The following is a 19,614-nucleotide window of genomic DNA, read 5'->3' on the forward strand; positions in this document are numbered from 1 at the left end:
TGATCAGGCCGAGAAGTCGCGCGTGAAGGCGACGAATTCGTCGAGCCTGGCGAGGGCGGCGCCCGCGGCGATGGCTTCGAAAGCGCGCTCGACGCCGTCGGCCAGCGTCTCGCTGAGGCCGCTGACGTAGATGCTCGCGCCGGCATTCAGGGCGACGATGTCACGCGCCGCGCCGCTCTTGTTCTGCAGGGTGGCGAGCAGCATCGCTTTCGACTCTTCGACGTTGGCGACACGCAAGGCGCCGGGATCCTGCACCGACAGATTGAACTGCTCCGGGTGGATGCTGTACTCGTCGATACGGCCGTCTTTCAGTTCGCCGACCAATGTTTCACCGGCGATCGAGATCTCGTCGAGACCTTCGCGGCCGAAAACGGTCAGCGCGCGCGAACTGCCGAGTCGTTGCAGGACACGCACCTGGATTCCCACCAGGTCGGGATGAAAAACACCGAGTACCTGATTGTCGGCGCCGGCCGGGTTGGTCAGCGGGCCGAGAATGTTGAACAGGGTGCGCACGCCCAACTCGCGGCGGACCGGCGCCGCGTGCTTCATTGCGCTGTGGTGATTGGGGGCGAACATGAAACCGATGCCGACTTCGTCGATGCATTGTCCGACCTGCGCCGGGCTGAGGTTGATATTGACGCCGAGCGCTTCGAGGACGTCGGCGCTGCCGGACTGCGACGAGACCGAGCGGCCGCCGTGCTTGGCGACCCGGGCGCCGGCCGCCGCGGCGACGAACATCGCCGCCGTTGAAATGTTGAAGGTCTGCGCGCCGTCGCCGCCGGTGCCGCAGGTATCGACCAGGTGCGCGCGATTGCCGGGCACGACCTTGGTCGACAATTCCCGCATCACCTGCGCCGCGGCCGAAATCTCGCCGATGGTTTCCTTCTTGACGCGCAGACCGGTAATGATCGCCGCGATCATTACCGGCGTCACTTCACCACTCATGATCTGGCGCATCAGAGAGACCATTTCGTCGTGAAAGATCTCGCGGTGTTCGACGACTCGCGCCAGTGCTTCCTGTGCTTTCATTTGCTGTGCTCCTCGAGGAAGTTTTTCAACAGGTCGTGACCGCGCTCGGTCAGGATCGATTCCGGATGGAACTGAACGCCTTCGACGGCCAGGCTACGGTGACGCAAGCCCATGATCTCGCCGTCATCGGTCCAGGCGGTAATCTCCAGGCAGTCCGGCAGGGAGTGGCGCTCGACGGCCAGCGAGTGGTAGCGCGTACAGGTCAGTGGGTTCGGCAGCCCGCGAAATACGCCCTGATTGGTGTGCTCGACCGGCGAGACCTTGCCATGCATCAACCTGTGCGCGTGAACCACGCGACCGCCGAAAGCTTCACCGATCGCCTGGTGACCGAGGCATACGCCGAGCAGTGGAATCCTGCCGGCAAACTCGCGAATCGTCGCCAGCGAGATGCCGGCTTGTGCTGGCGTGCACGGACCCGGAGAAATGACCAGTAGCGCCGGGTCGAGACGAGCAATCTCCGGGATCGAAATGGCATCGTTGCGGAACACCCTGACCTCCTGACCCAACTCGCCAAAATACTGGACGAGGTTGTAGGTAAAGGAATCGTAGTTGTCGATCATCAGGAGCATTTGCGGCCTATCCTATTGATTGCGTTGAGCGCGCTCGGCGATGCTGCTTATCGATACCCGTCCGCTGCTCGTTGCGGAGTGGGAAGGTCGAAAGCTCTGGCCGGAGACGGGGAGATTGTCGCATATCTGTTTTTCTTGCGCGCCGCTGCTGCCGGCACGATTCAATTCGGGTTGAGCCCGCTCCAGCCGCGGAACTGTCCAGGTGTCAATCGCGTCCTCGCACCCGGTTGTCGCGCGGCCTCTCCCTATTCACAAGCGTGTGTCGAGGCCGTGTTCGGCGAGTTCTGCGGCGCGCAGCACGGCCTGTGCCTTGTTCTGGGTTTCCTGCCATTCGGAAGCCGGGTCGGAATCGGCGACGATGCCGGCACCGGCCTGCACGTGCAGCTGGCCGTCCTTGACGATGGCGGTACGGATGGCGATGGCCAGATCCATGTCGCCGTTGAAACCCATGTGCCCGACGGCACCGGCATAGATGCCGCGCTTGACCGGTTCCAGCTCGTCGATGATCTCCATCGCCCGCACCTTGGCAGCGCCGGAGACAGTTCCCGCCGGGAAAGTGGCCTTGAGGACATCGAAGGCGTTCAGCTCGGGGCGCAGTCGGGCTTCCACATTCGAGACGATATGCATCACGTGCGAGTAGCGCTCGACGATCATGTTTTCGGTGAGCTTGATGCTGCCGACACGGGCGACGCGGCCGGCGTCGTTGCGGCCGAGGTCGAGGAGCTGCACATGCTCGGCACGTTCCTTTTCGTCGGCCAGCAACTCGTCGGCGAGGGCCTGATCTTCGGCGAAGGAAACACCGCGCCGACGGGTACCGGCGATCGGCCGCACGGTCACCGTGTCGCCCTCGAGGCGAACCAGGATCTCCGGCGAGGCGCCAACGACGTGGAAGTCCTCGAAGTCGAAATAGAACATGTACGGCGAGGGATTGAGCGAGCGCAGCGAGCGATACAGGGCCATCGGGCTGGCGGTCAGTGGTTTGCTCATGCGTTGCGAGAGGACGACCTGCATGATGTCGCCTTCGGTGATATAGCGCTTGGCTTTGAGCACCGCCTTCTTGAACTGCGCTTCACCAAACATTGAGGTCGCCGGCTGCGAGGGCTGCGGCTTTTCGGCGGGAATGCGCACCGGTTCGCGCAGCTTGGCCAGCAGTTCCCGCAGTCTTGCCTGGGCCTTCTGGTAAGCGCCGGGAACGCCCGGTTCGGCGTAGACCACCAGCGTCAGCTTGCCCGAGACGTTGTCGACCACGGCGATCTCTTCGGAGAGCAGGAGGACGATGTCGGGAATGCCGAGGTCGTCGGGCTTCTGCGAGCGCGTCAGGCGCGTCTCGATATAGCGCACGGTATCGTAGCCGAAGCACCCGACCAGGCCCCCGCAGAAGCGTGGCAGGCCGGTGGTCGGTGCGGCGCGAAAGCGCTGCATGTATTTGGCGATGAAGTCGAGCGGGTTGGTGTCGTCTTCGCGTTCGGCGATGCGATTGCCGTTGAGCACCAGTACCTGATGCGCGTTGACCACGATTCGCGTCGGACTGGCCAGGCCGATGATCGAGTAACGGCCGAAGCGCTCGCCGCCTTGCACCGATTCAAGCAGGTAGGTGTAGGGCTGGTTGGCCAGTTTGAGGTAGATCGACAAGGGGGTGTCGAGATCGGCAAAAGTTTCCAGCGTCACCGGGATACGGTTGTAGCCTTCGGCGGCCAGCCGATTGAAATACGCTGCAGTCATGGGAACTCCACAAGAAAACACTGCTGGAAGAGGTGTGCACCAGGCTCGATGCACGCCGCGGGGCGGGGGGGCAGCGGCGACGCTGCCGGCCTGTCTACCGGCGCCAGGGGCGCCAGGGCCAGGCCTCTGCCCGACTGGCAGGCGGCGAATGCAATTTGTGGTCGATGGTGTTCATGCGTGACTGACGCGCTGGGCCGCTTCGGCGAGGGTCGAAACTATAGCATCGCAAGCGAGATCGCTCACCCCGCGCCCTTCGTTGTAGCCGTAGGGGACCAGAAAGACATGGCAGCCAGCCGAGCGTCCGGCGTGAAAATCGTGCACCGAATCGCCGATCATCAACACCTCGGCGGGCGAGGCGCCGAGGCGGCCGCTGGCCCAGATCACCGGCATCGGGTCGGGTTTAGCCCGTGGCAGTACGTCACCGCTGACGACCACCTGGAAAAAAGGTGCCAGACCGACCTGCTCAAGCAGCGGAACCGAGAAGGCTTCGGCCTTGTTGGTAATCACTCCGAGCGGCAGGCCCAGGTCCCGGAAGGCTTCGAGGCCTTCGCGGACGCCCGGAAAAAGGAGCGCGTGGCGTCCGTTGGCAATCGCGTAGTGGTGCCGGAAACTGTCCAGCGCTGCCTTGGGCGGCGGCGCCGGGTCATCGGCAGCGACCATGTTGCCGGCGAGAACGCGCTTGACCAGATTGGGAATGCCGCGCCCGACGTAGCTGCGAACCGCTGCCACAGCAATTTCCGGGCGACCGAGGTCGCCGAGCATGGCGTTGGCTGCGGCGTGCAGATCGAGGACGGTATCGATCAGCGTGCCGTCCAGATCGAAGAGCACGGCGCGCACGGCGAGTGGACCTGAGATCATGCGGTCGCCAGTTGCGCGCGCAGCGCCGCGATGACCGTGTCGTAACGATTGGCGTCGCTGTCGCTGCCAGCGCCGAAGACTGCCGAACCGGCGACGAAAGCGTCGGCGCCGGCGGCGGCAATCTCGGCAATGTTGTCCACCTTCACCCCGCCATCGACCTCAAGGCGGATGTGGCGCCCACTTTCGCGTTCGTAGGCGTCGATGCGCGCGCGTGCGGCGCGCAGTTTGGCCAGCGTCGCGGGGATGAACTTCTGTCCGCCGAAGCCGGGGTTGACGCTCATCAGCAGGACGATATCCAGCTTGTCCATGACGTAGTCCATGACGTCCAGCGGCGTCGCCGGATTGAACACCAGGCCGGCCTGGCAGCCGCATTCACGAATCAGCGCCAGTGAGCGGTCGACATGCTCGCTGGCTTCGGGGTGAAAAGTGATGAGGTTGGCGCCGGCCTTGGCAAAGTCGGGAATGATGCGGTCGACGGGTTTGACCATCAGGTGCACGTCGATCGGTGCCTTGGTCAGCGGGCGGATCGCCGCGCAGATCAGCGGGCCGATGGTCAGGTTGGGTACGTAGTGGTTGTCCATGACATCGAAGTGAATCCAGTCGGCGCCGGCGGCAAGGACGTTGATCACTTCCTCGCCAAGCCTGGCGAAATCGGCGGAAAGAATGCTGGGCGCTATGACGTGCATGGACAAAAACCCGCGGGAAAGATGAGGGCATATTTTAGCGCGAAACGGCTTCCTTCGGCCGCGCGCCGTGTCGGGCCTGGTCGTCGGACTTGTCAGCGTGCGCGCTTTGGTGTGCAATGCCGGTTCTGATCGTCCCAACATTGAGCAAACATGGCCGAAAGCAAGAAATACGAGGTCGCAGTCAGCGCGGTCCCGAAATATATCGCCGAGCAGTCGGATCCGGCCAACGACAGCTATGTCTTTGCCTATGCGATTACCATCGAGAACGTCGGAACCGTGCCTGCGCAATTGATTTCGCGGCACTGGATCATCACCGATGCCGCCGGCGAGGTGCAGGAGGTGCGCGGCCTCGGCGTCGTCGGCCGGCAGCCGCTGCTGCAGCCGGGCGAGAAGTTCGAATATACCAGCGGTTGCCAACTCGAAACGCCTGTCGGCACGATGCGCGGCAGTTACCAGTTAACGGCCGTAGACGGCAAGCAGTTCGACGCGGAAATCCGCGAGTTCACCCTCGCCGTGCCGCGTGTTTTGCACTGACGTTTGTACCGGCGGGGCCAGCGCAGGTCCTGTTGAGCGGCGTCGGCAGCGGCATTGGCCGCCAGCGGGTTCAGACCGATGCGAGGGGGCGGTCAACTGCGGTAGTCGGCGTTGATCCGCACGTATTCGTAGGAAAGGTCGCAGGTATACACCGCGGCACGCGCGCTGCCGCGTCCCAGGTCGACGCGGACACTGATTTCGGCCTCGCCCATGATGCGCGCACCGTCCTCTTCGCGATACGAAGCGGCACGGCCGCCTTTTTCGGCAACCAGAATCTCGCTGCCGCCACTCGCCAGCCAGACCCTGACCCGGTCGACGTCGAGCGGGTCGAGGGCGTCGATTTCGGCGTAGCCGATGGCCGCCAGGATGCGCCCCAGATTGGGATCGGAAGCAAAGAAAGCCGTCTTGACCAGCGGTGAATGGGCGACGGCGTAGCCGACGCGCTTGCATTCCTGGCGGTCGCGGCCACCTTCGACGGCGACGGTGATGAATTTGCTGGCCCCTTCGCCGTCGCGAATGATCGCCTGGGCCAGTTCCATGGCGACGGCGATTAGCGCTTCGCGCAGTTGCGCGTAGGCCGCTGTCGACGCGTCCGCGATTTCGATGCCGCTCTGGCCGGTGGCGATCAGGATGAAGGAGTCATTGGTCGAGGTGTCGCCGTCGACGCTGATGCAGTTGAACGACTCGTCGGCAGCTTCGCGCAGCAGTTGCTCTAGCAGCGGCGCGGCGACGCCGGCATCGGTGGCGATGAAGCCGAGCATGGTCGCCATGTTCGGCCGGATCATGCCGGCGCCCTTGCTGATGCCGGTGATGGTGATGCGCTTGCCGTCGATCTCGAAGCGCCGCGAGGCGGCTTTGGCGACGGTGTCGGTGGTCATGATGGCGTGTGCCGCCGTATGCCAGTGGTCGGCGCGCAGGTCGGCGATACAGGCTGGCAGGCCGGCAATCAGGCGCTCGACGGGCAGCGGTTCGAGGATCACGCCGGTCGAGAAAGGCAGCACCTGGCGGTCATCGATAGCCAGCAGCTGGCTGAGGGCCGCGCAGGTTTCGGCTGCCGCCCGCAAGCCTTGCTCGCCGGTGCCGGCGTTGGCGACGCCGGTATTGATGAGTAGCGCGCGCGCATCGCTGCCGAGTTCCAGATGGCGGCGGCAGACGTGCACCGGTGCGGCGCAAAAGCGGTTGCTGGTAAATACGCCGGCGACGCGACAGCCGGGGTCGAGAGCCAGCACGGTCAGGTCATGCCGATCAGGCTTGCGGATGGCCGCCGCGGCGACGCCGAGACGAACGCCGGCAACCGGCCAGAGATCTGCGGCGGCGGGGGTACGATAATTGACGGGCATTGCAACCTCGCGAACGGGGTAGGGCAGAGACAGTGTGCGGCGGTAAGCGCAGGCTACGGCTTCGGCAGCGGGCGCCAGCGGCGCACGTGGGCGGTTATTCTCGCCGCCATGCAATTGGGTTTTGTGGTGGCAGCGGCGCTTACGACAACTTGCCGTGACAGACTTTGTACTTCTTGCCAGAGCCGCAGGGGCAGGGGTCGTTACGGCCGACTTTTGGCCCGGCCTGCAGCGGTTTCATGGCTGCCGCCGGAGGTCCTTGATCGTCGCTCCCCTGCGCTTCGTCGTAGCCGAGGTGCTGATACTGGACGTTCTGTACTTCGGCATGCGGAGCGCTTTCCTCGACATCCTGCGGGCGAATCTGAACGGTCATCAAGATTCGTGTCACGTCGGCGCGTACGCTGTCGAGCAAGCTCTCAAAAAGTTCGAAGGCTTCGCGCTTGTACTCTTGTTTGGGGTTTTTCTGTGCGTAGCCACGCAGATGAATTCCCTGGCGCAGGTGATCAAGTGCTGCCAGGTGCTCGCGCCAGTGTGTGTCCAGGCTCTGCAGCATGACGTTGCGTTCGAACTGGTGAAACATCTCGGCGCCGACCAGATCGACCTTGGCGGAATAGCTGGCCGTCGCCGCGTCGAGCATTCGCTCGAGCATTTCTTCGTCGCGTAAGTTGGGCTCGTCGCTTGACCAGGCGACAATCGGCAGCGCTAGCTGCAGGTCGGCGGCGAGCGTGTTTTCCAGCCCGGGCAGGTCCCATTGCTCATCGACGCTGTCGGTCGGTACGTGCCGCCGGAAATTCTCCTGCAACACCGCCGCACGCATCGCGGTGACCGTTTCCGAGATGTCTTCGCTCTCGAGCAAGTCGTTGCGCTGCGCGTAGATGACCTTGCGTTGATCGTTGGAGACGTCGTCGTACTCGAGCAGCTGTTTGCGAATGTCGAAGTTGCGCGCTTCGACCTTGCGTTGTGCCGATTCCAGTGAGCGTGAGACCAGCGGATGCTCGATCGGCTCGCCTTCGGGCATCTTCAGTCGCTCCATGATCGCTTTCAGGCGATCACCGGCAAAGATGCGCAGCAAGGAATCGTCAAGCGCCAGGTAAAAGCGTGAGGAGCCCGGGTCGCCCTGGCGGCCGGAACGGCCGCGCAGCTGGTTGTCGATGCGGCGCGACTCGTGTCGTTCCGAGCCGATGATGTGCAATCCTCCGGACGCCACCACCTGGTCGTGCAGCACCTGCCACTCGCCACGGATTTCGGCGATGCGCTGATCGCGCTCGTCGGCAGCGAGGTTTTCGCCGTCGCGGATCTCGCTGATCTGCTTTTCGATGCTGCCACCGAGAACGATGTCGGTGCCGCGACCAGCCATGTTGGTGGCGATGGTGATGATGCCCGGGCGGCCGGCTTGGATGACGATCTCGGCCTCACGCGCGTGTTGCTTGGCGTTGAGTACCTGGTGCGGCAGTTTCTCGTGGTCGAGCAGCGCCGAGAGCAATTCGGAATTCTCGATCGACGTCGTGCCGACCAGTACCGGCTGTCCGCGCTCGCGACAGCTGCGGATATCGGCGACGATGGCCGCATGTTTCTCCTGCGCGGTACGGAAGACTTGATCGTTGTTGTCGGTCCGCCGCATCGGCTTGTTGGGCGGGATGACCACCGTTTCCAGGCCATAGATCTGCTGAAACTCATAGGCCTCGGTGTCGGCTGTGCCGGTCATCCCCGACAGCTTGCTGTACATGCGGAAGTAGTTCTGGAAGGTAATCGACGCCAGCGTCTGATTCTCGTTCTGGATCTTCACGCCTTCCTTGGCCTCGACCGCCTGGTGCAGGCCCTCGGACCAGCGGCGGCCGGACATCAGGCGACCGGTGAACTCGTCGACGATGATCACCTCGCCGTTCTGCACCACGTACTGCTGATCCTTGAGGAACAGGTTGTGTGCGCGCAAGGCGGCGTAGAGGTGGTGAATCATCAGGATATTGCTGGCGTCGTAGAGACTGCCGCCGTCGGGAAGCAGGCCGGCAGCAGCGAGCATCTCTTCGGCGTGCTCGTGACCGGCCTCGGTCATCAGGATCTGATGACCTTTCTCGTCGACCCAGTAGTCGCCGGGACCATTTTCTTCCTTGCAGCGCTCGAGCATCGGCGCGATCGCGTTCATGCGTACGTAAAGATCGGTGTGGTCTTCGGCTTGTCCCGAAATGATCAGCGGCGTGCGCGCTTCATCGATCAGGATCGAGTCGACTTCGTCGACAATCGCGAAGCTGAGCTTGCGTTGTACGCGTTCGCCGGTCGTGTAGACCATGTTGTCGCGCAGGTAGTCGAAGCCGAACTCGTTATTGGTGCCGTAGGTGATGTCCGCAGCGTAGGCGGCCTGTTTGTCTTCGTGCTGCATCTGCGACAGGTTGACGCCGACCGAAAGACCCAGAAAGCGATGCAGGCGTCCCATCCATTCCGCGTCGCGGTTGGCCAGATAGTCGTTGACCGTCACGATGTGGACGCCCTTGCCGGCCAGGGCATTCAGGTAGGCAGCCAGCGTGGCGACCAGAGTCTTGCCTTCGCCGGTGCGCATTTCGGCAATCTTGCCGTCGTGCAGGACCATGCCGCCGATCAGTTGCACGTCGAAGTGCCGCATGCCGAGGGCCCGTTTGCCGGCTTCGCGCACGACCGCGAAGGCTTCCGGAAGGAGCGCGTCCAGCGTCTCGCCCTTGGCCACGCGTTCCTTGAATTCGACCGTCTTGCCGCGCAGCTCTTCATCGGACAACGCACTGATACCTTCCTCGAGCGCGTTGATCTTGCGGACAGCCCGCGAATACTGCTTGATCAGCCGATCATTGCGGCTGCCGAAAATCTTTTTGAGTAGGCCGGGAATCATTCTGGGAACGGTAAAGGAAGCTGCGAAGTTAGTGTAAGGACCCCTGCCAGGCAGCGGTACATTGCCATCGCCAGAAATGGCGAGCGATGGAGAGCCAGACGGGAGCAACCGGGATTGCAGCGCGGCAAAATCGGGCTGACAGGACTAAGTCAAGCGTACGGCGTGCGGTATGGATACTACCTTCAAGACTCGCTGGACGCAATTCTGGCTTCGTCTGGCGTCGCTCCGTTACGGCATTGAGAGGGGGCGTCTGACGTTAGCGAGGGCGCTGGCCCCTGCTGCGTCGGCCGTGGCGCTCAACGTCGGCGAGCGGCCGAGGCAGCCGAATTGCACTTGCCATGAAGGAAAGGCAGGTGCTTTAATTCTCCTACCGTCACCCACTGGGAGTCACGACATGTTAGATAGTCATTTCAAGCCTCTATCCTGGACCCGGCTCAGGAGAGGTGTTCCGTGTTACCTGCCGAAGGCTGTCGTCGGGGCGCGGGTTGGCGCTGATTCCCCGGCACTTGCAGTGATGACCGATTTTCGTCGCTTTGCGCCGGCCACCATTGCGCGCGACGCCGCACTTGACGAGGCCAACCGGCTGATGACCTTGTGCGGCGTGCACTATTTGCTGGTCGGCGACGAGCAGCGGCAGTTGCTGGGCATTGTCACCGAGGCCTGCACCAAGGGACACCGGCCGCTGGCGACAGCGCATGCGATGGGAATTCGCCCTGGCGAGTTGGTGGTCGGCAACGTAATGATCAACAAGCACGACGACGCCGAGGTCGTGCATCTGCGGGATCTTGAAGGGGCAAAGGTCGGCCAGGTCGTGGCCACGCTCAAGCAACTGGGCACACTTAGCTGTCTGGTCGTCGAGCACGACGAAAGCGACAACCATATCCTCTGCGGTGCCTTCTTCCTGCATCAGATCGAGCGTCAGCTGGGCGGTGAGTCGACAACAGAAGAAGTCGCACACACTTTTTCGCAAGTGGTGAACTCGCTGGGGCGCTGAGCGGGCTCAGTTCTCTCAGGCCGCAGGCTCGCAGTCGACAGGGCGGGCCACGGCGGATCGCCGGGTGTCCGCCAAGAGCCCTATGCCGGATTGGTGCTCCGTGCTGATCAGGGCGACCTGCCGACCGGTGTGACAGAGCTTGCGTATCTCGCGTTGACCCGGTAATCGGCGGTCGCCCACTGGCACGGCTGCTGCCGCGTGATGTAGTGGCGCGGCAGCAAAGAAGGCGAAAATCGCTAAGGCAGGCGTAAGCAGGCGTCGGTAGTCTGTCGTTCATGCCACGAAGGAGCCATCAATGGGCGACGGCTAGACACCGCTCACCGCCCGGCGTCCTGTCGCTGCCTCGACGCGCGGGGCAAGGGCGAAGCTTGCAGGACTGTCGACCGATCCCTTTCCTGGTGATGGCGATAAAATATGACAAACCCTTCCTTACAGAGTGACCCAAAGCATGAGCAACACTAAGGCAAGCCCGGAAATTTCCTTCGATGACCCGGGACGGTATGCGCTGACCCAGCGCTGCACGTGGATCAGCGTGGTGGTCAACGTGCTGCTGACGGCGGCGCAGGTCGTCGCCGGTATCGTCGCCAACTCGCAAGCGCTGGTCGCCGATGGCATGCATTCGCTGTCCGATCTCGTTTGCGACTTCCTGGTGCTTTTCGCCGCCCATCACAGCAAGGATCCGGCTGACGAGAGTCACCCTTACGGTCACGCGCGCATCGAGACCGCGGCGTCGTTTGGCCTGGGGGCGATTCTCGCGGCCACCGGTGGCGCCATCATCTGGAGCGCCGGCGTCAAGTTGCAGGACCTCGCCAGCCTGCCGCCAGTGGCGCCGCTGGCGCTGTGGACGGCGCTTCTTGCGCTGGTCGCCAAAGAAGGCCTGTTTCGCTACATGCTGCATGTCGGTCAACGCCTGCGCTCGCCGATGCTGATCGCCAATGCCTGGCACGCGCGTTCGGACGCCGCTTCCTCGCTGGTGGTGGCGGTCGGGATTGGCGGCAATCTGCTGGGCTTCGTCTTTGCCGATTCCGTGGCCGCGGTGATCGTCGGTTTCATGATCGTGCGCATGGGGGTGGTGTTTTCCTGGGAGGCGCTGCAGGAACTGATCGACACCGGGCTGTCGGTCGAGGAGGTCGCCAGTATTCGCCAGGTGATCATCGACACCCAGGGAGTGGGCAGCCTGCATGAATTGCGCACTCGGCGCATGGCGCACCGCTCGCTAGTCGATGCGCATGTCTGCGTCAATCCGAGGATCAGCGTCTCGGAGGGGCATCGCATTGCCGAGGCGACGCGCAAGCGGGTGCTCGATAGTCACCCGACGGTCTCCGACGTGCTGGTACATGTCGATGTCGAAGACGACGAGGACCACGACGGCAAGAGCCAGCGCATGCCCGACCGCAGCGAGTTGATGGGTTTCCTGGCGCCGGTGCTGGCGAACCTGCCGAAACCGCAGCGTGTGGTCCTGCACTACCTCAATGGCCGTGTCGAAGCCGAGGTATTTCTGCCGTACGAGGCACTTGTAGACGCGGCCGTGGTGAGCACGGCGGAGCGTGAGTTCGCCGAGCGTCTGCGCGAGCATCCTTTGCTCGGCGCGCTGTCTATCAACTACCGCCAACGCGTTGTTCCCGTCCGCCGCGGCTGATTTCCGGCCCCGGTCAGAGCTCTGGCGCATGCTATAATCCCCTTCTTTTTCAAGGCTTGAGAGGCGTACGATGTTTTCGGCTAACGACACACTGGCGAAAGTGGATCCCGAAATCTGGCAGGCGATCGAAAACGAGAATCGGCGTCAGGAAGCGCATATCGAGCTGATCGCTTCGGAGAACTACGTCAGTCACGCGGTGATGGCCGCGCAGGGCTCGCAGTTGACCAACAAATACGCCGAAGGCTATCCGGGCAAGCGCTACTACGGCGGCTGCGAGCACGTCGATGTCGCCGAGCAACTGGCGATCGCGCGCCTGAAAAAGCTGTTCTCTGCCGAAGCCGCCAACGTCCAGCCGAATTCCGGGTCGCAGGCCAATCAGGCGGTTCTGATGGCTTTCGCCAAGCCGGGCGATACGATCATGGGCATGAGCCTGGCCGAAGGTGGTCACCTGACGCACGGCATGCCGCTGAATATGTCCGGCAAGTGGTTCAACGTCGTGGCCTACGGCCTCGACAAGCATGAAGCCATCGATTACGCGAAGATGGAAGCGCTGGCTCGCGAGCACAAGCCGCGGATCCTGATCGCCGGTGCCTCGGCCTACTCGCTGCGCATCGATTTCGAGCGCTTTTCCCGTGTAGCCAGGGAAATTGGTGCGATCTTCATGGTCGACATGGCGCATTACGCCGGTCTGATCGCCGCCGATTGCTATCCGAATCCGGTTCCGCACGCCGATGTGGTGACTTCGACCACGCACAAGACCCTGCGTGGCCCGCGCGGCGGCGTCATTCTGATGAAGGCCGAGCACGAAAAAAGCGATCAACTCGGCGGTTTTCCCGGGTTTGCAGGGGGGCCCGCTGATGCATGTGATCGCTGCCAAGGCGGTGGCTTTCAAAGAGGCGCTGAAGCCCAGCTTTGCCAAATACCAGGAGCAGGTGCTGGCCAACGCCCGGGTTCTGTCGCGGGTACTGTCGGAAGAGCGTGGCATGCGTATCGTCTCGGGCCGTACCGAGTCGCACGTCTTCCTGGTTGACCTGCGGGCCAAGAACATCACTGGCAAGGAAGCCGAGGCAGCCCTGGGTGCGGCACACATCACGGTCAACAAGAACGCCATCCCGAACGATCCGCAGAAGCCCTTCGTGACTTCCGGTATTCGCATCGGTTCGCCGGCGATGACCACGCGTGGTTTCACCGAGATCGAATCCGAGCTGGTTGGCCACATGATCGCCGACGTGCTCGATGCGCCTGGTGACGAAAAGGTGCTGGCCAGAGTGCGCGCCGACGGTGCGGCGCTGTGCAAGAAGTTCCCGGTCTATGGCGGGACGGCCGGATGAAGTGCCCGTTCTGCGGTGCTGACGAAACAACCGTCGCTGATACCCGTATCAATGACGATGGTGACCTCGTCCGCCGCCGCCGGCGTTGTCTGAAATGCGACAAGCGGTTCACGACTTACGAGCGTGCCGAGTTGCGCATGCCGCAGGTGATCAAGAAGAACGGCTCGCGAGTCAATTTCGACGCCGAGAAGCTGGCCGCCAGTCTCCGCCTGGCCTTGCGCAAGAGACCGGTCGGCACCGAGGCGGTCGAGGCGGCGATTGCGCGCATCGAGGGGAAACTGCTGGCCCTCGGTGAGCGTGAACTGGCTTCGGAGAAAGTCGGCGAAATGGTTATGCTCGAATTGAAGAAACTCGACAAGGTGGCCTACGTTCGCTTCGCTTCGGTCTATCGTAATTTCGAGGACGTAGACGAGTTCTCCAAGCTGATTCGCGAAGTCTCTCGCTCGCCACAGAAACTCGGTCGCTGATGGCGCAGGGTTTCAGCGCCGCCGATCACGAAATGATGGCGCGGGCGCTGCGCCTGGCCGAGTTGGGTCTGCAGTCCACGACCCCCAATCCGCGTGTCGGTTGCGTCATCGTCAATAATGGCCAGGTCGTCGGCGAAGGCTGGCATTTGCGCGCCGGCGAGGAGCACGCCGAAGTGCATGCTCTGCGCGCTGCCGCTGAACGTGCGCGCGGGGCGACCGTCTACGTGACGCTTGAGCCCTGCAGTCATCAGGGTCGCACGCCGCCGTGCACCGACGCGCTGTTGGCGGCGGGTGTGCGCCGCGTCGTTGCCGCCATGTCCGATCCCAATCCACTCGTCGCCGGGCAGGGGTTGGCTGGCCTGCGCGCTGCCGGGGTGCTTGCCGAGGAGGGCTTGCTGGCCGCCGAAGCTCGGGAACTCAACATTGGTTTCGTCGCTCGCATGACCCGTGCGCGACCCTGGTTGCGCATGAAGGTCGCCGCCAGTCTCGACGGCAAGACCGCACTGCACAACGGCGCCAGCCAGTGGCTGACCGGTGCGGACGCCGTCAGGACGGGCATCGCTGGCGCGCGCGCGCCTGCGCCATGCTTACCGGCATTGGCACGGTCCGTCACGATGACCCACAGCTCAATGTGCGTGGGCTGGAAGGGCTGCGCAGCGATTTACGCCAGCCGCTGAAAGTGGTCGTCGATAGCCGGCTTGAACTGCCGCTGGACGCCAGACTGCTACGCGGCGGTGCCGTCCTGGTTGCTGCGGCCATTGGCGATGTCGCGCGGATCGCGGCTCTCCGGCAAGTCGGCGCCGAGGTGCTGCTCCTGCCTGGGCCGGACGGGCGGGTCGATCTGCTCGCCTTGCTCGCTGAACTTGCCTGCCGCGGCATCAACGAAGTGCACGCCGAAGCAGGGTTCCGCCTCGGCGGCTCGCTACTCGGTGCCGGCTTGGTCGATGAACTTCTGCTCTACCTGGCACCCTGTCTGGTCGGCGACGCGGCGCGCGGGATGTTCGATCTGCCGGCGCTGGAATCTTTGGCCGGCAAGCGCAGACTGCTCATTCGCGACCTGCGCCTGGTCGGCCCGGACCTGCGCCTGCTGGCACGCTTTGCCTGACGCTGTCGGACGCACAGACCGAACACTGGGGATCCTTGCTGAAGTTCACGCTGCGCCATTCCATTGACAAGCCGTCGAGCAGCCACAGACGGCCAAGGATGACGTCGCCGGCGCCGGCGATCAGTTTCAGTGCTTCGGCCGCCTGCATGGCACCAATGATGCCAGTGAGCGGTGCGAAGACGCCCATCACCGCGCAGCGCTCCTCCTCGACGTCGTCGCCTTCCGGGAACAGGCAGCTATAGCAGGGCGTGTCCGGGTGGCGACTGTCGAAGACCGCGAGTTGGCCGGCGAAACGGATCGCCGCGCCGGAAACCAGTGGCGTGCGCTGTCGGACGCACTCCCGATTGACGGCGTGGCGGGTGGCGAAGTTGTCGCAGCAATCGAGCACCACGTCGGCGTCGGCGACCCGCGCCGCCAGCGCTTCGCCAGCAAGACGGCTGTTGATCGCCTTGACCTGCACTTCGGGATTGATGTGCGCCAGCGCGACCCGTCCTGAGCAGGCTTTGGGCTGGCCGATGCGCTCCTGAGTATGCAGGATCTGGCGCTGCAGATTGGTGAGGTCAACCTGGTCGCCGTCGGCGAGGGTAATGTGGCCCAGGCCGGCGGCGGCGAGATAGAGGGCGGCCGGAGAGCCCAGGCCGCCAGCACCGACAATCAGCGCCTTGGCGTTGACCAGGCGTTGCTGTCCTTCGATGCCGATCTCGTCGAGCAGGATGTGGCGGCTATAGCGAAGCAACTGCTCGTCGTTCATCGGGCGGGCCCTGGCCTCTTCCTGCAAGTGCGGCGCATGTTCTGACTGCTCTGAGCGTTCTGAATGCGGCGATTACTTGTACTCGCGCCACTCGGGCGGCGTATCGTCATGATCCCCGTGTGGGTGGCGTTCCCAGGCGTGCGTGTAGGCTTGCGACTGCGAGTGTTTCCGCGGTCGCTCAGGCGCTTCGAGGTTATGTAGCTGCGTTTCCTCGACGTAGTAGATCAGCGCCCGCATCATTTTGCTCATCAAGGTATTGTCGAGGTGGTAGCCCTTGTCCTCAAGGCTGGCTTCGAGCTCTTCCAGGGAGTGCTGGTGAAGATCGTAGGCGACGCCAACAGCGCGCTGCTGCTCACGTCGCTCGACCTCCAGCTGCTCGATCTGGGCGAGGAATTCGGAGGCCTCGGGCACCTGGTCCGGGGGAAACTTGGCAAACAGGATATTGCGTTCCTTGCGGATCGGTGCTGTCTTGTAGCTCGTCGCGGCCGGTCGTTTCACGTGCGCCTCCCCCCGAGAGAAAGGTTCAGGGTTTGCTGCGGATGATCTGCATACCCTTGAGCAAATTCAGCGCCTGGGTCAGCTGGTAGTCCTTTTTCGAAGCCAGTTCGCGGTTCGGCAGCTCGGCCGTCTCGTCGCCTTCGTCCTGGTCGCTGTCCTTCGCTTCGTCGGGCTTCGGCTGCGCGGGTAGCGGCGCCTTGCCTGACGGTTTGGCGGGCACTTCCGGCTTCGCGGCCTCGGTCGCCGGCTGGGTGTTGTTTTCGAGGTGGTGATCAAGGTTGGCTTCGCGCAAGCGCTGCCGCGAGCCGCCATTGGACGTTTCCTCGACGACAATGTCGGGGCTGATGCCTTTGGCCTGGATCGAACGCCCCAAAGGCGTGAAGTAGCGTGCCGTCGTCAGCTTGATGGCGGTGTTTCCGGGCAGGGGCAGAACGGTCTGCACCGAGCCCTTGCCGAAGCTGGTCGTTCCCATGACGATCGCACGTTTGTAATCCTGCAGCGCGCCGGCGACGATTTCGGACGCCGAAGCCGAGCCACCATTGACCAGCACCACCATCGGTACTGTGCGCGCTTCGGCAGGCAGCCGCTTGATGTAATCATCGCGGCTGCCGCGCAGATAGTCTGCCGGCGAGGCGTGGAACTCGTGCTTGGCGTCGGGGGCACGTCCATCGGTCGAGGTAATCAAGGAATCCGGCGGCAGGAAGGCCGCCGATACGCCTACGGCACTATTCAACAGGCCGCCCGGATCGTTGCGCAGGTCGAGAACCAGCCCCTTCATGGGTCCAGGTTTGGCCAGGTCCTGGAGGTGCTTGACCACCGCCGCACCGGTATTTTCCTGGAAAGAGGTGACGCGTAGATAGCCGTAGCCGTCGTCGAGCCGTTTCGACTTGACGCTCTGCACCTTGATTACTTCGCGCGTCAGCGCGACTTCTATCGGTTTGCTCTCGCCTTTGCGCAGGATCGACAGTCTGATCTGCGACTGCGGCTTGCCGCGCATGCGCTTGACCGCTTCGGTGAGGGTCAGCCCTTTGACCAGCGTATCGTCGATCTTGAAAATAAGGTCTCCCGGTTTCACGCCGGCGCGATCTGCGGGAGTGTCCTCGATCGGTGACACCACCTTGACCAGGCCGTCTTCCATGCCGACTTCGATACCGATACCGCCGAACTCGCCTTGCGTACCGACCTGCAAGTCCTTGAAGGCGTCGGCATCGAGGTAGGTCGAGTGCGGGTCCAGGTTGGAGAGCATGCCGCTGATCGCGTGCGTGATCAGCGCCTTGTCGCCGACCGGTTCGACATAGCCCTTCTTGATGGCATTGAAGACCTCCGCGAAGGTGCGCAACTCTTCCACAGGCAGACTCGTGCGAGTCTCCTTTTCGGCCAGCGCCGAAAACTGGAGAGTGATCAGAACGCCACCAAGAACTCCGGCGCAAAGCAGCCCGGCCTGTTTCCACATACTCATTCTTTCACTCCGTGCGTGCCTCATTTGCGCTTGACCCATGCCAGCGGGTCAAGCGGCTTCCCGTCATGGCGGATTTCAAAGTATAAACCGGATTCCGGGTTGCCACCGGTGTTGCCGACCGTGGCTATGCTCTCGCTGCCGCGGACATCGTCGCCGACCTGTTTCAGCAGGGAATCGTTATTGGCGTAGACCGACAGGTAGTCGCGGCCGTGGTCGACGATCAGCAGATTGCCGAAACCGCGCATCCATTCGGCAAAGACGACGCGGCCAGCGGCGATACTGCGCACTTCGCTGCCTGTCGCCGCACGGATGAACAGTCCCTTCCAGGTACTGCCTTCCTGGCGTGCGCTACCAAAGCTATTGGTCACCGAGCCCCTGGTTGGCAGGGGCAGAGAGCCCTTCATTTGTGCCAGGTTGCCCACGAAAGCTTCGGTTGGCGAGGCTTCACGTGGCGCCTGCTGGCGCGCTGGCGGGGGAACTGCCCGGGCAGCCGCGGGAGGGGGGGGCGGAGGGGGCGTCGGCGCCAACTCTCGGGGTGTTTCGGGGCGCGGCGGTTTGCTTGCCAACGCTTGTTCCTTGCCCGTGCCAGCGTCCGGCTGGGCCGGCTGCTGTTGCCGGGCTGCGCGTTGCGCCTCCTGGCGCGCGAGTTCCTGTTGCGCCAGGGCTCGTGCGCGTCGTTCGGCTGCCTCGCGCTCGGCTTCTCGTCTTTCCGCGTCGCGGCGCTCTGCTTGCCGGCGTTGCTCTTCCTTGCGCTGCGCTTCCCGGCGTGCTTCGGCCGCTCTGGCCGCGATGATTTTCGACAAGCGATCGATGAGCTTTGTCAGGCCCTGCTCGTCACCTTGAAGCTTGCCAATTTCGTGCCGCTGCGTCGCAATCTGTGCCGACAGGGCGTCCAGTGTCGTCTTGCGTTGCGCCCGCTGCGCCAGCAGCTTGGTGTGTTCGTCGCCCTGTTTATCTTGCGCGGCAGCCAGTTGTGCCGCCTGTTCCCGGGTTTCGGTGGCGAGCGCTTTCTGACGCTGCAGGCCGGACTCGATCTCCAGCAGGAGTTGGCTGCGTGCTCGCCCAATCGCTTCCAGATAGTACAGATCGCGCGCCAGCTGATAGGGGTCGTCCCCATTGAGAAACAGTTGCAGCGCATCCGGGTTGCCACGCAGGTACTGCCGGTAGAGCAGCTTTTCGAGCTGTTGCTGCTGCAGGCTGAGCTCCTGTTCGAGCGCTTTCGACTGTCCGTCAAGGTCCTTGAGGGTACTCTGCCGCGTGCCGATCTGCTCCTTCAGCAGGTGCAGATCGCGCTGGGTCGATGAAATCGCTCGCTCGACGTCCTTGAGCTGATCCGCCGATTCCTTGCGTGAGCTTTCGGCCGCGACCATCTCCCGGCGCAGGGCTTCGATCTGGCTGCGCAAGGACTTCAGGTCACCCTGTTTTTCGGCGACGGCACTTGTTGAGGGCGCATCGGAATCCACCCCATCCTTGTCGCTGGCAGCGGCGGAAGTTGCTGCCAGCAGTGCGCTGGCGAGCAAGGCCAGGGCCAGCCGGCGCCCGTACTCGCCGCGGGCCGCTCGAGCTCCTGCTGCCGAAAGCGGTGTGTTGGCACGCACCCCAGGCCGCAGCACGGCAAGGCAGGCCTTGGCCGCAGTGTGGTCCGGCGTTGCGGCGTCGAAAGTAATGGCGGTGGTTTCGGTCAATGAACGGCGCACGCCTGGCAGAAACGTGGATTGGCTGGAGAGGGCTGGGAGGGTGGGGCCGCTAGACCGCTGGACCAGCACTTCGAGAGGCCG

At 63.4% G+C, this 19,614-nt stretch carries 15 protein-coding genes and 2 pseudogenes; 6 read left to right on the forward strand and 11 right to left on the reverse strand.

Features of this window, described 5'->3' with window-relative positions; all coding sequences use genetic code 11:
- Window positions 1-3: 3 nt before the first annotated feature.
- The 5 genes from trpD to rpe all read right to left on the reverse strand — a co-directional run bounded on the left by trpD (window position 4) and on the right by rpe (window position 4,864).
- On the reverse strand, window positions 4-1,029 hold the full coding sequence (trpD, locus tag E4Q23_RS03680) for an anthranilate phosphoribosyltransferase (RefSeq protein WP_169065373.1): 1,026 nt from the start codon (window positions 1,027-1,029) through the stop codon (window positions 4-6).
- Window positions 1,026-1,598 carry an aminodeoxychorismate/anthranilate synthase component II gene (locus E4Q23_RS03685; protein ID WP_169065374.1) on the reverse strand — a complete coding sequence of 191 codons (573 nt, stop codon included), beginning with the start codon at window positions 1,596-1,598 and terminating at the stop codon, window positions 1,026-1,028. The genes trpD and E4Q23_RS03685 overlap by 4 nt, the downstream gene beginning before the upstream one ends.
- A 249-nt stretch (window positions 1,599-1,847) precedes the next feature.
- Window positions 1,848-3,320 carry an anthranilate synthase component I gene (trpE, locus tag E4Q23_RS03690; protein WP_169065375.1) on the reverse strand — a complete coding sequence of 491 codons (1,473 nt, stop codon included), beginning with the start codon at window positions 3,318-3,320 and terminating at the stop codon, window positions 1,848-1,850.
- A gap of 171 nt (window positions 3,321-3,491) precedes the next feature.
- Window positions 3,492-4,178: a phosphoglycolate phosphatase gene (locus E4Q23_RS03695; protein ID WP_169065376.1), complete on the reverse strand. Its 687-nt coding sequence runs from the start codon at window positions 4,176-4,178 to the stop codon at window positions 3,492-3,494.
- Entirely contained in the window at window positions 4,175-4,864 is a 690-nt protein-coding gene (gene rpe, locus E4Q23_RS03700) for a ribulose-phosphate 3-epimerase (RefSeq protein WP_169065377.1), read from the reverse strand. Before rpe ends, E4Q23_RS03695 begins: the two co-directional genes overlap by 4 nt.
- A gap of 150 nt (window positions 4,865-5,014) precedes the next feature.
- Here rpe and apaG point away from each other — a divergent pair, with 150 nt between their 5' ends.
- Window positions 5,015-5,398: a Co2+/Mg2+ efflux protein ApaG gene (gene apaG / locus E4Q23_RS03705; protein ID WP_169065378.1), complete on the forward strand. Its 384-nt coding sequence runs from the start codon at window positions 5,015-5,017 to the stop codon at window positions 5,396-5,398.
- Between the two features lie 92 nt (window positions 5,399-5,490).
- On the opposite strand, the gene argJ is transcribed toward apaG, so the two are convergent.
- Window positions 5,491-6,738: a bifunctional glutamate N-acetyltransferase/amino-acid acetyltransferase ArgJ gene (gene argJ, locus E4Q23_RS03710; RefSeq protein ID WP_169065379.1), complete on the reverse strand. Its 1,248-nt coding sequence runs from the start codon at window positions 6,736-6,738 to the stop codon at window positions 5,491-5,493.
- Between the two features lie 139 nt (window positions 6,739-6,877).
- Window positions 6,878-9,592 (reverse strand): preprotein translocase subunit SecA, encoded by a 2,715-nt coding sequence (secA, locus tag E4Q23_RS03715; RefSeq protein WP_169065380.1) that lies wholly within the window; start codon window positions 9,590-9,592, stop codon window positions 6,878-6,880.
- 514 nt (window positions 9,593-10,106) lie between these two features.
- Here secA and E4Q23_RS03720 point away from each other — a divergent pair.
- From E4Q23_RS03720 to ribD, 5 genes and pseudogenes are all read left to right on the forward strand, one after another.
- Window positions 10,107-10,586, forward strand: a complete 480-nt coding sequence (locus E4Q23_RS03720; protein WP_169065381.1) for a CBS domain-containing protein — start codon at window positions 10,107-10,109, stop codon at window positions 10,584-10,586.
- Between the two features lie 448 nt (window positions 10,587-11,034).
- A complete protein-coding gene (locus E4Q23_RS03725) occupies window positions 11,035-12,225 on the forward strand; it encodes a cation diffusion facilitator family transporter (RefSeq protein ID WP_169065382.1) in 1,191 nt (396 codons plus the stop codon).
- 70 nt (window positions 12,226-12,295) lie between these two features.
- Window positions 12,296-13,556: pseudogene (gene glyA, locus E4Q23_RS03730) on the forward strand (serine hydroxymethyltransferase).
- Entirely contained in the window at window positions 13,553-14,023 is a 471-nt protein-coding gene (gene nrdR, locus E4Q23_RS03735; protein WP_169065383.1) for a transcriptional regulator NrdR, read from the forward strand. Before glyA ends, nrdR begins: the two are co-directional and overlap by 4 nt.
- Window positions 14,023-15,128, forward strand: a pseudogene (gene ribD / locus E4Q23_RS03740) (bifunctional diaminohydroxyphosphoribosylaminopyrimidine deaminase/5-amino-6-(5-phosphoribosylamino)uracil reductase RibD). The gene nrdR and the pseudogene ribD overlap by 1 nt, the downstream one beginning before the upstream one ends.
- Here ribD and E4Q23_RS03745 read toward each other — a convergent pair.
- The 4 genes from E4Q23_RS03745 to E4Q23_RS03760 form a co-directional block, all read right to left on the reverse strand.
- Window positions 15,070-15,879, reverse strand: coding sequence for a HesA/MoeB/ThiF family protein (locus E4Q23_RS03745; protein WP_169065384.1), 810 nt, complete (start codon window positions 15,877-15,879; stop codon window positions 15,070-15,072). The pseudogene ribD and the gene E4Q23_RS03745 sit on opposite strands and share 59 nt — an antisense overlap.
- A gap of 72 nt (window positions 15,880-15,951) precedes the next feature.
- Window positions 15,952-16,377: a hypothetical protein gene (locus E4Q23_RS03750; protein WP_169065385.1), complete on the reverse strand. Its 426-nt coding sequence runs from the start codon at window positions 16,375-16,377 to the stop codon at window positions 15,952-15,954.
- 25 nt (window positions 16,378-16,402) lie between these two features.
- A complete protein-coding gene (locus tag E4Q23_RS03755; protein ID WP_169065386.1) occupies window positions 16,403-17,836 on the reverse strand; it encodes a S41 family peptidase in 1,434 nt (477 codons plus the stop codon).
- Between the two features lie 20 nt (window positions 17,837-17,856).
- Window positions 17,857-19,521 carry a murein hydrolase activator EnvC family protein gene (locus tag E4Q23_RS03760; protein ID WP_248595218.1) on the reverse strand — a complete coding sequence of 555 codons (1,665 nt, stop codon included), beginning with the start codon at window positions 19,519-19,521 and terminating at the stop codon, window positions 17,857-17,859.
- Window positions 19,522-19,614 lie beyond the last annotated feature (93 nt).

The organism is Candidatus Accumulibacter phosphatis (assembly GCF_012939955.1).
Classification (GTDB): domain Bacteria; phylum Pseudomonadota; class Gammaproteobacteria; order Burkholderiales; family Rhodocyclaceae; genus Accumulibacter; species Accumulibacter delftensis.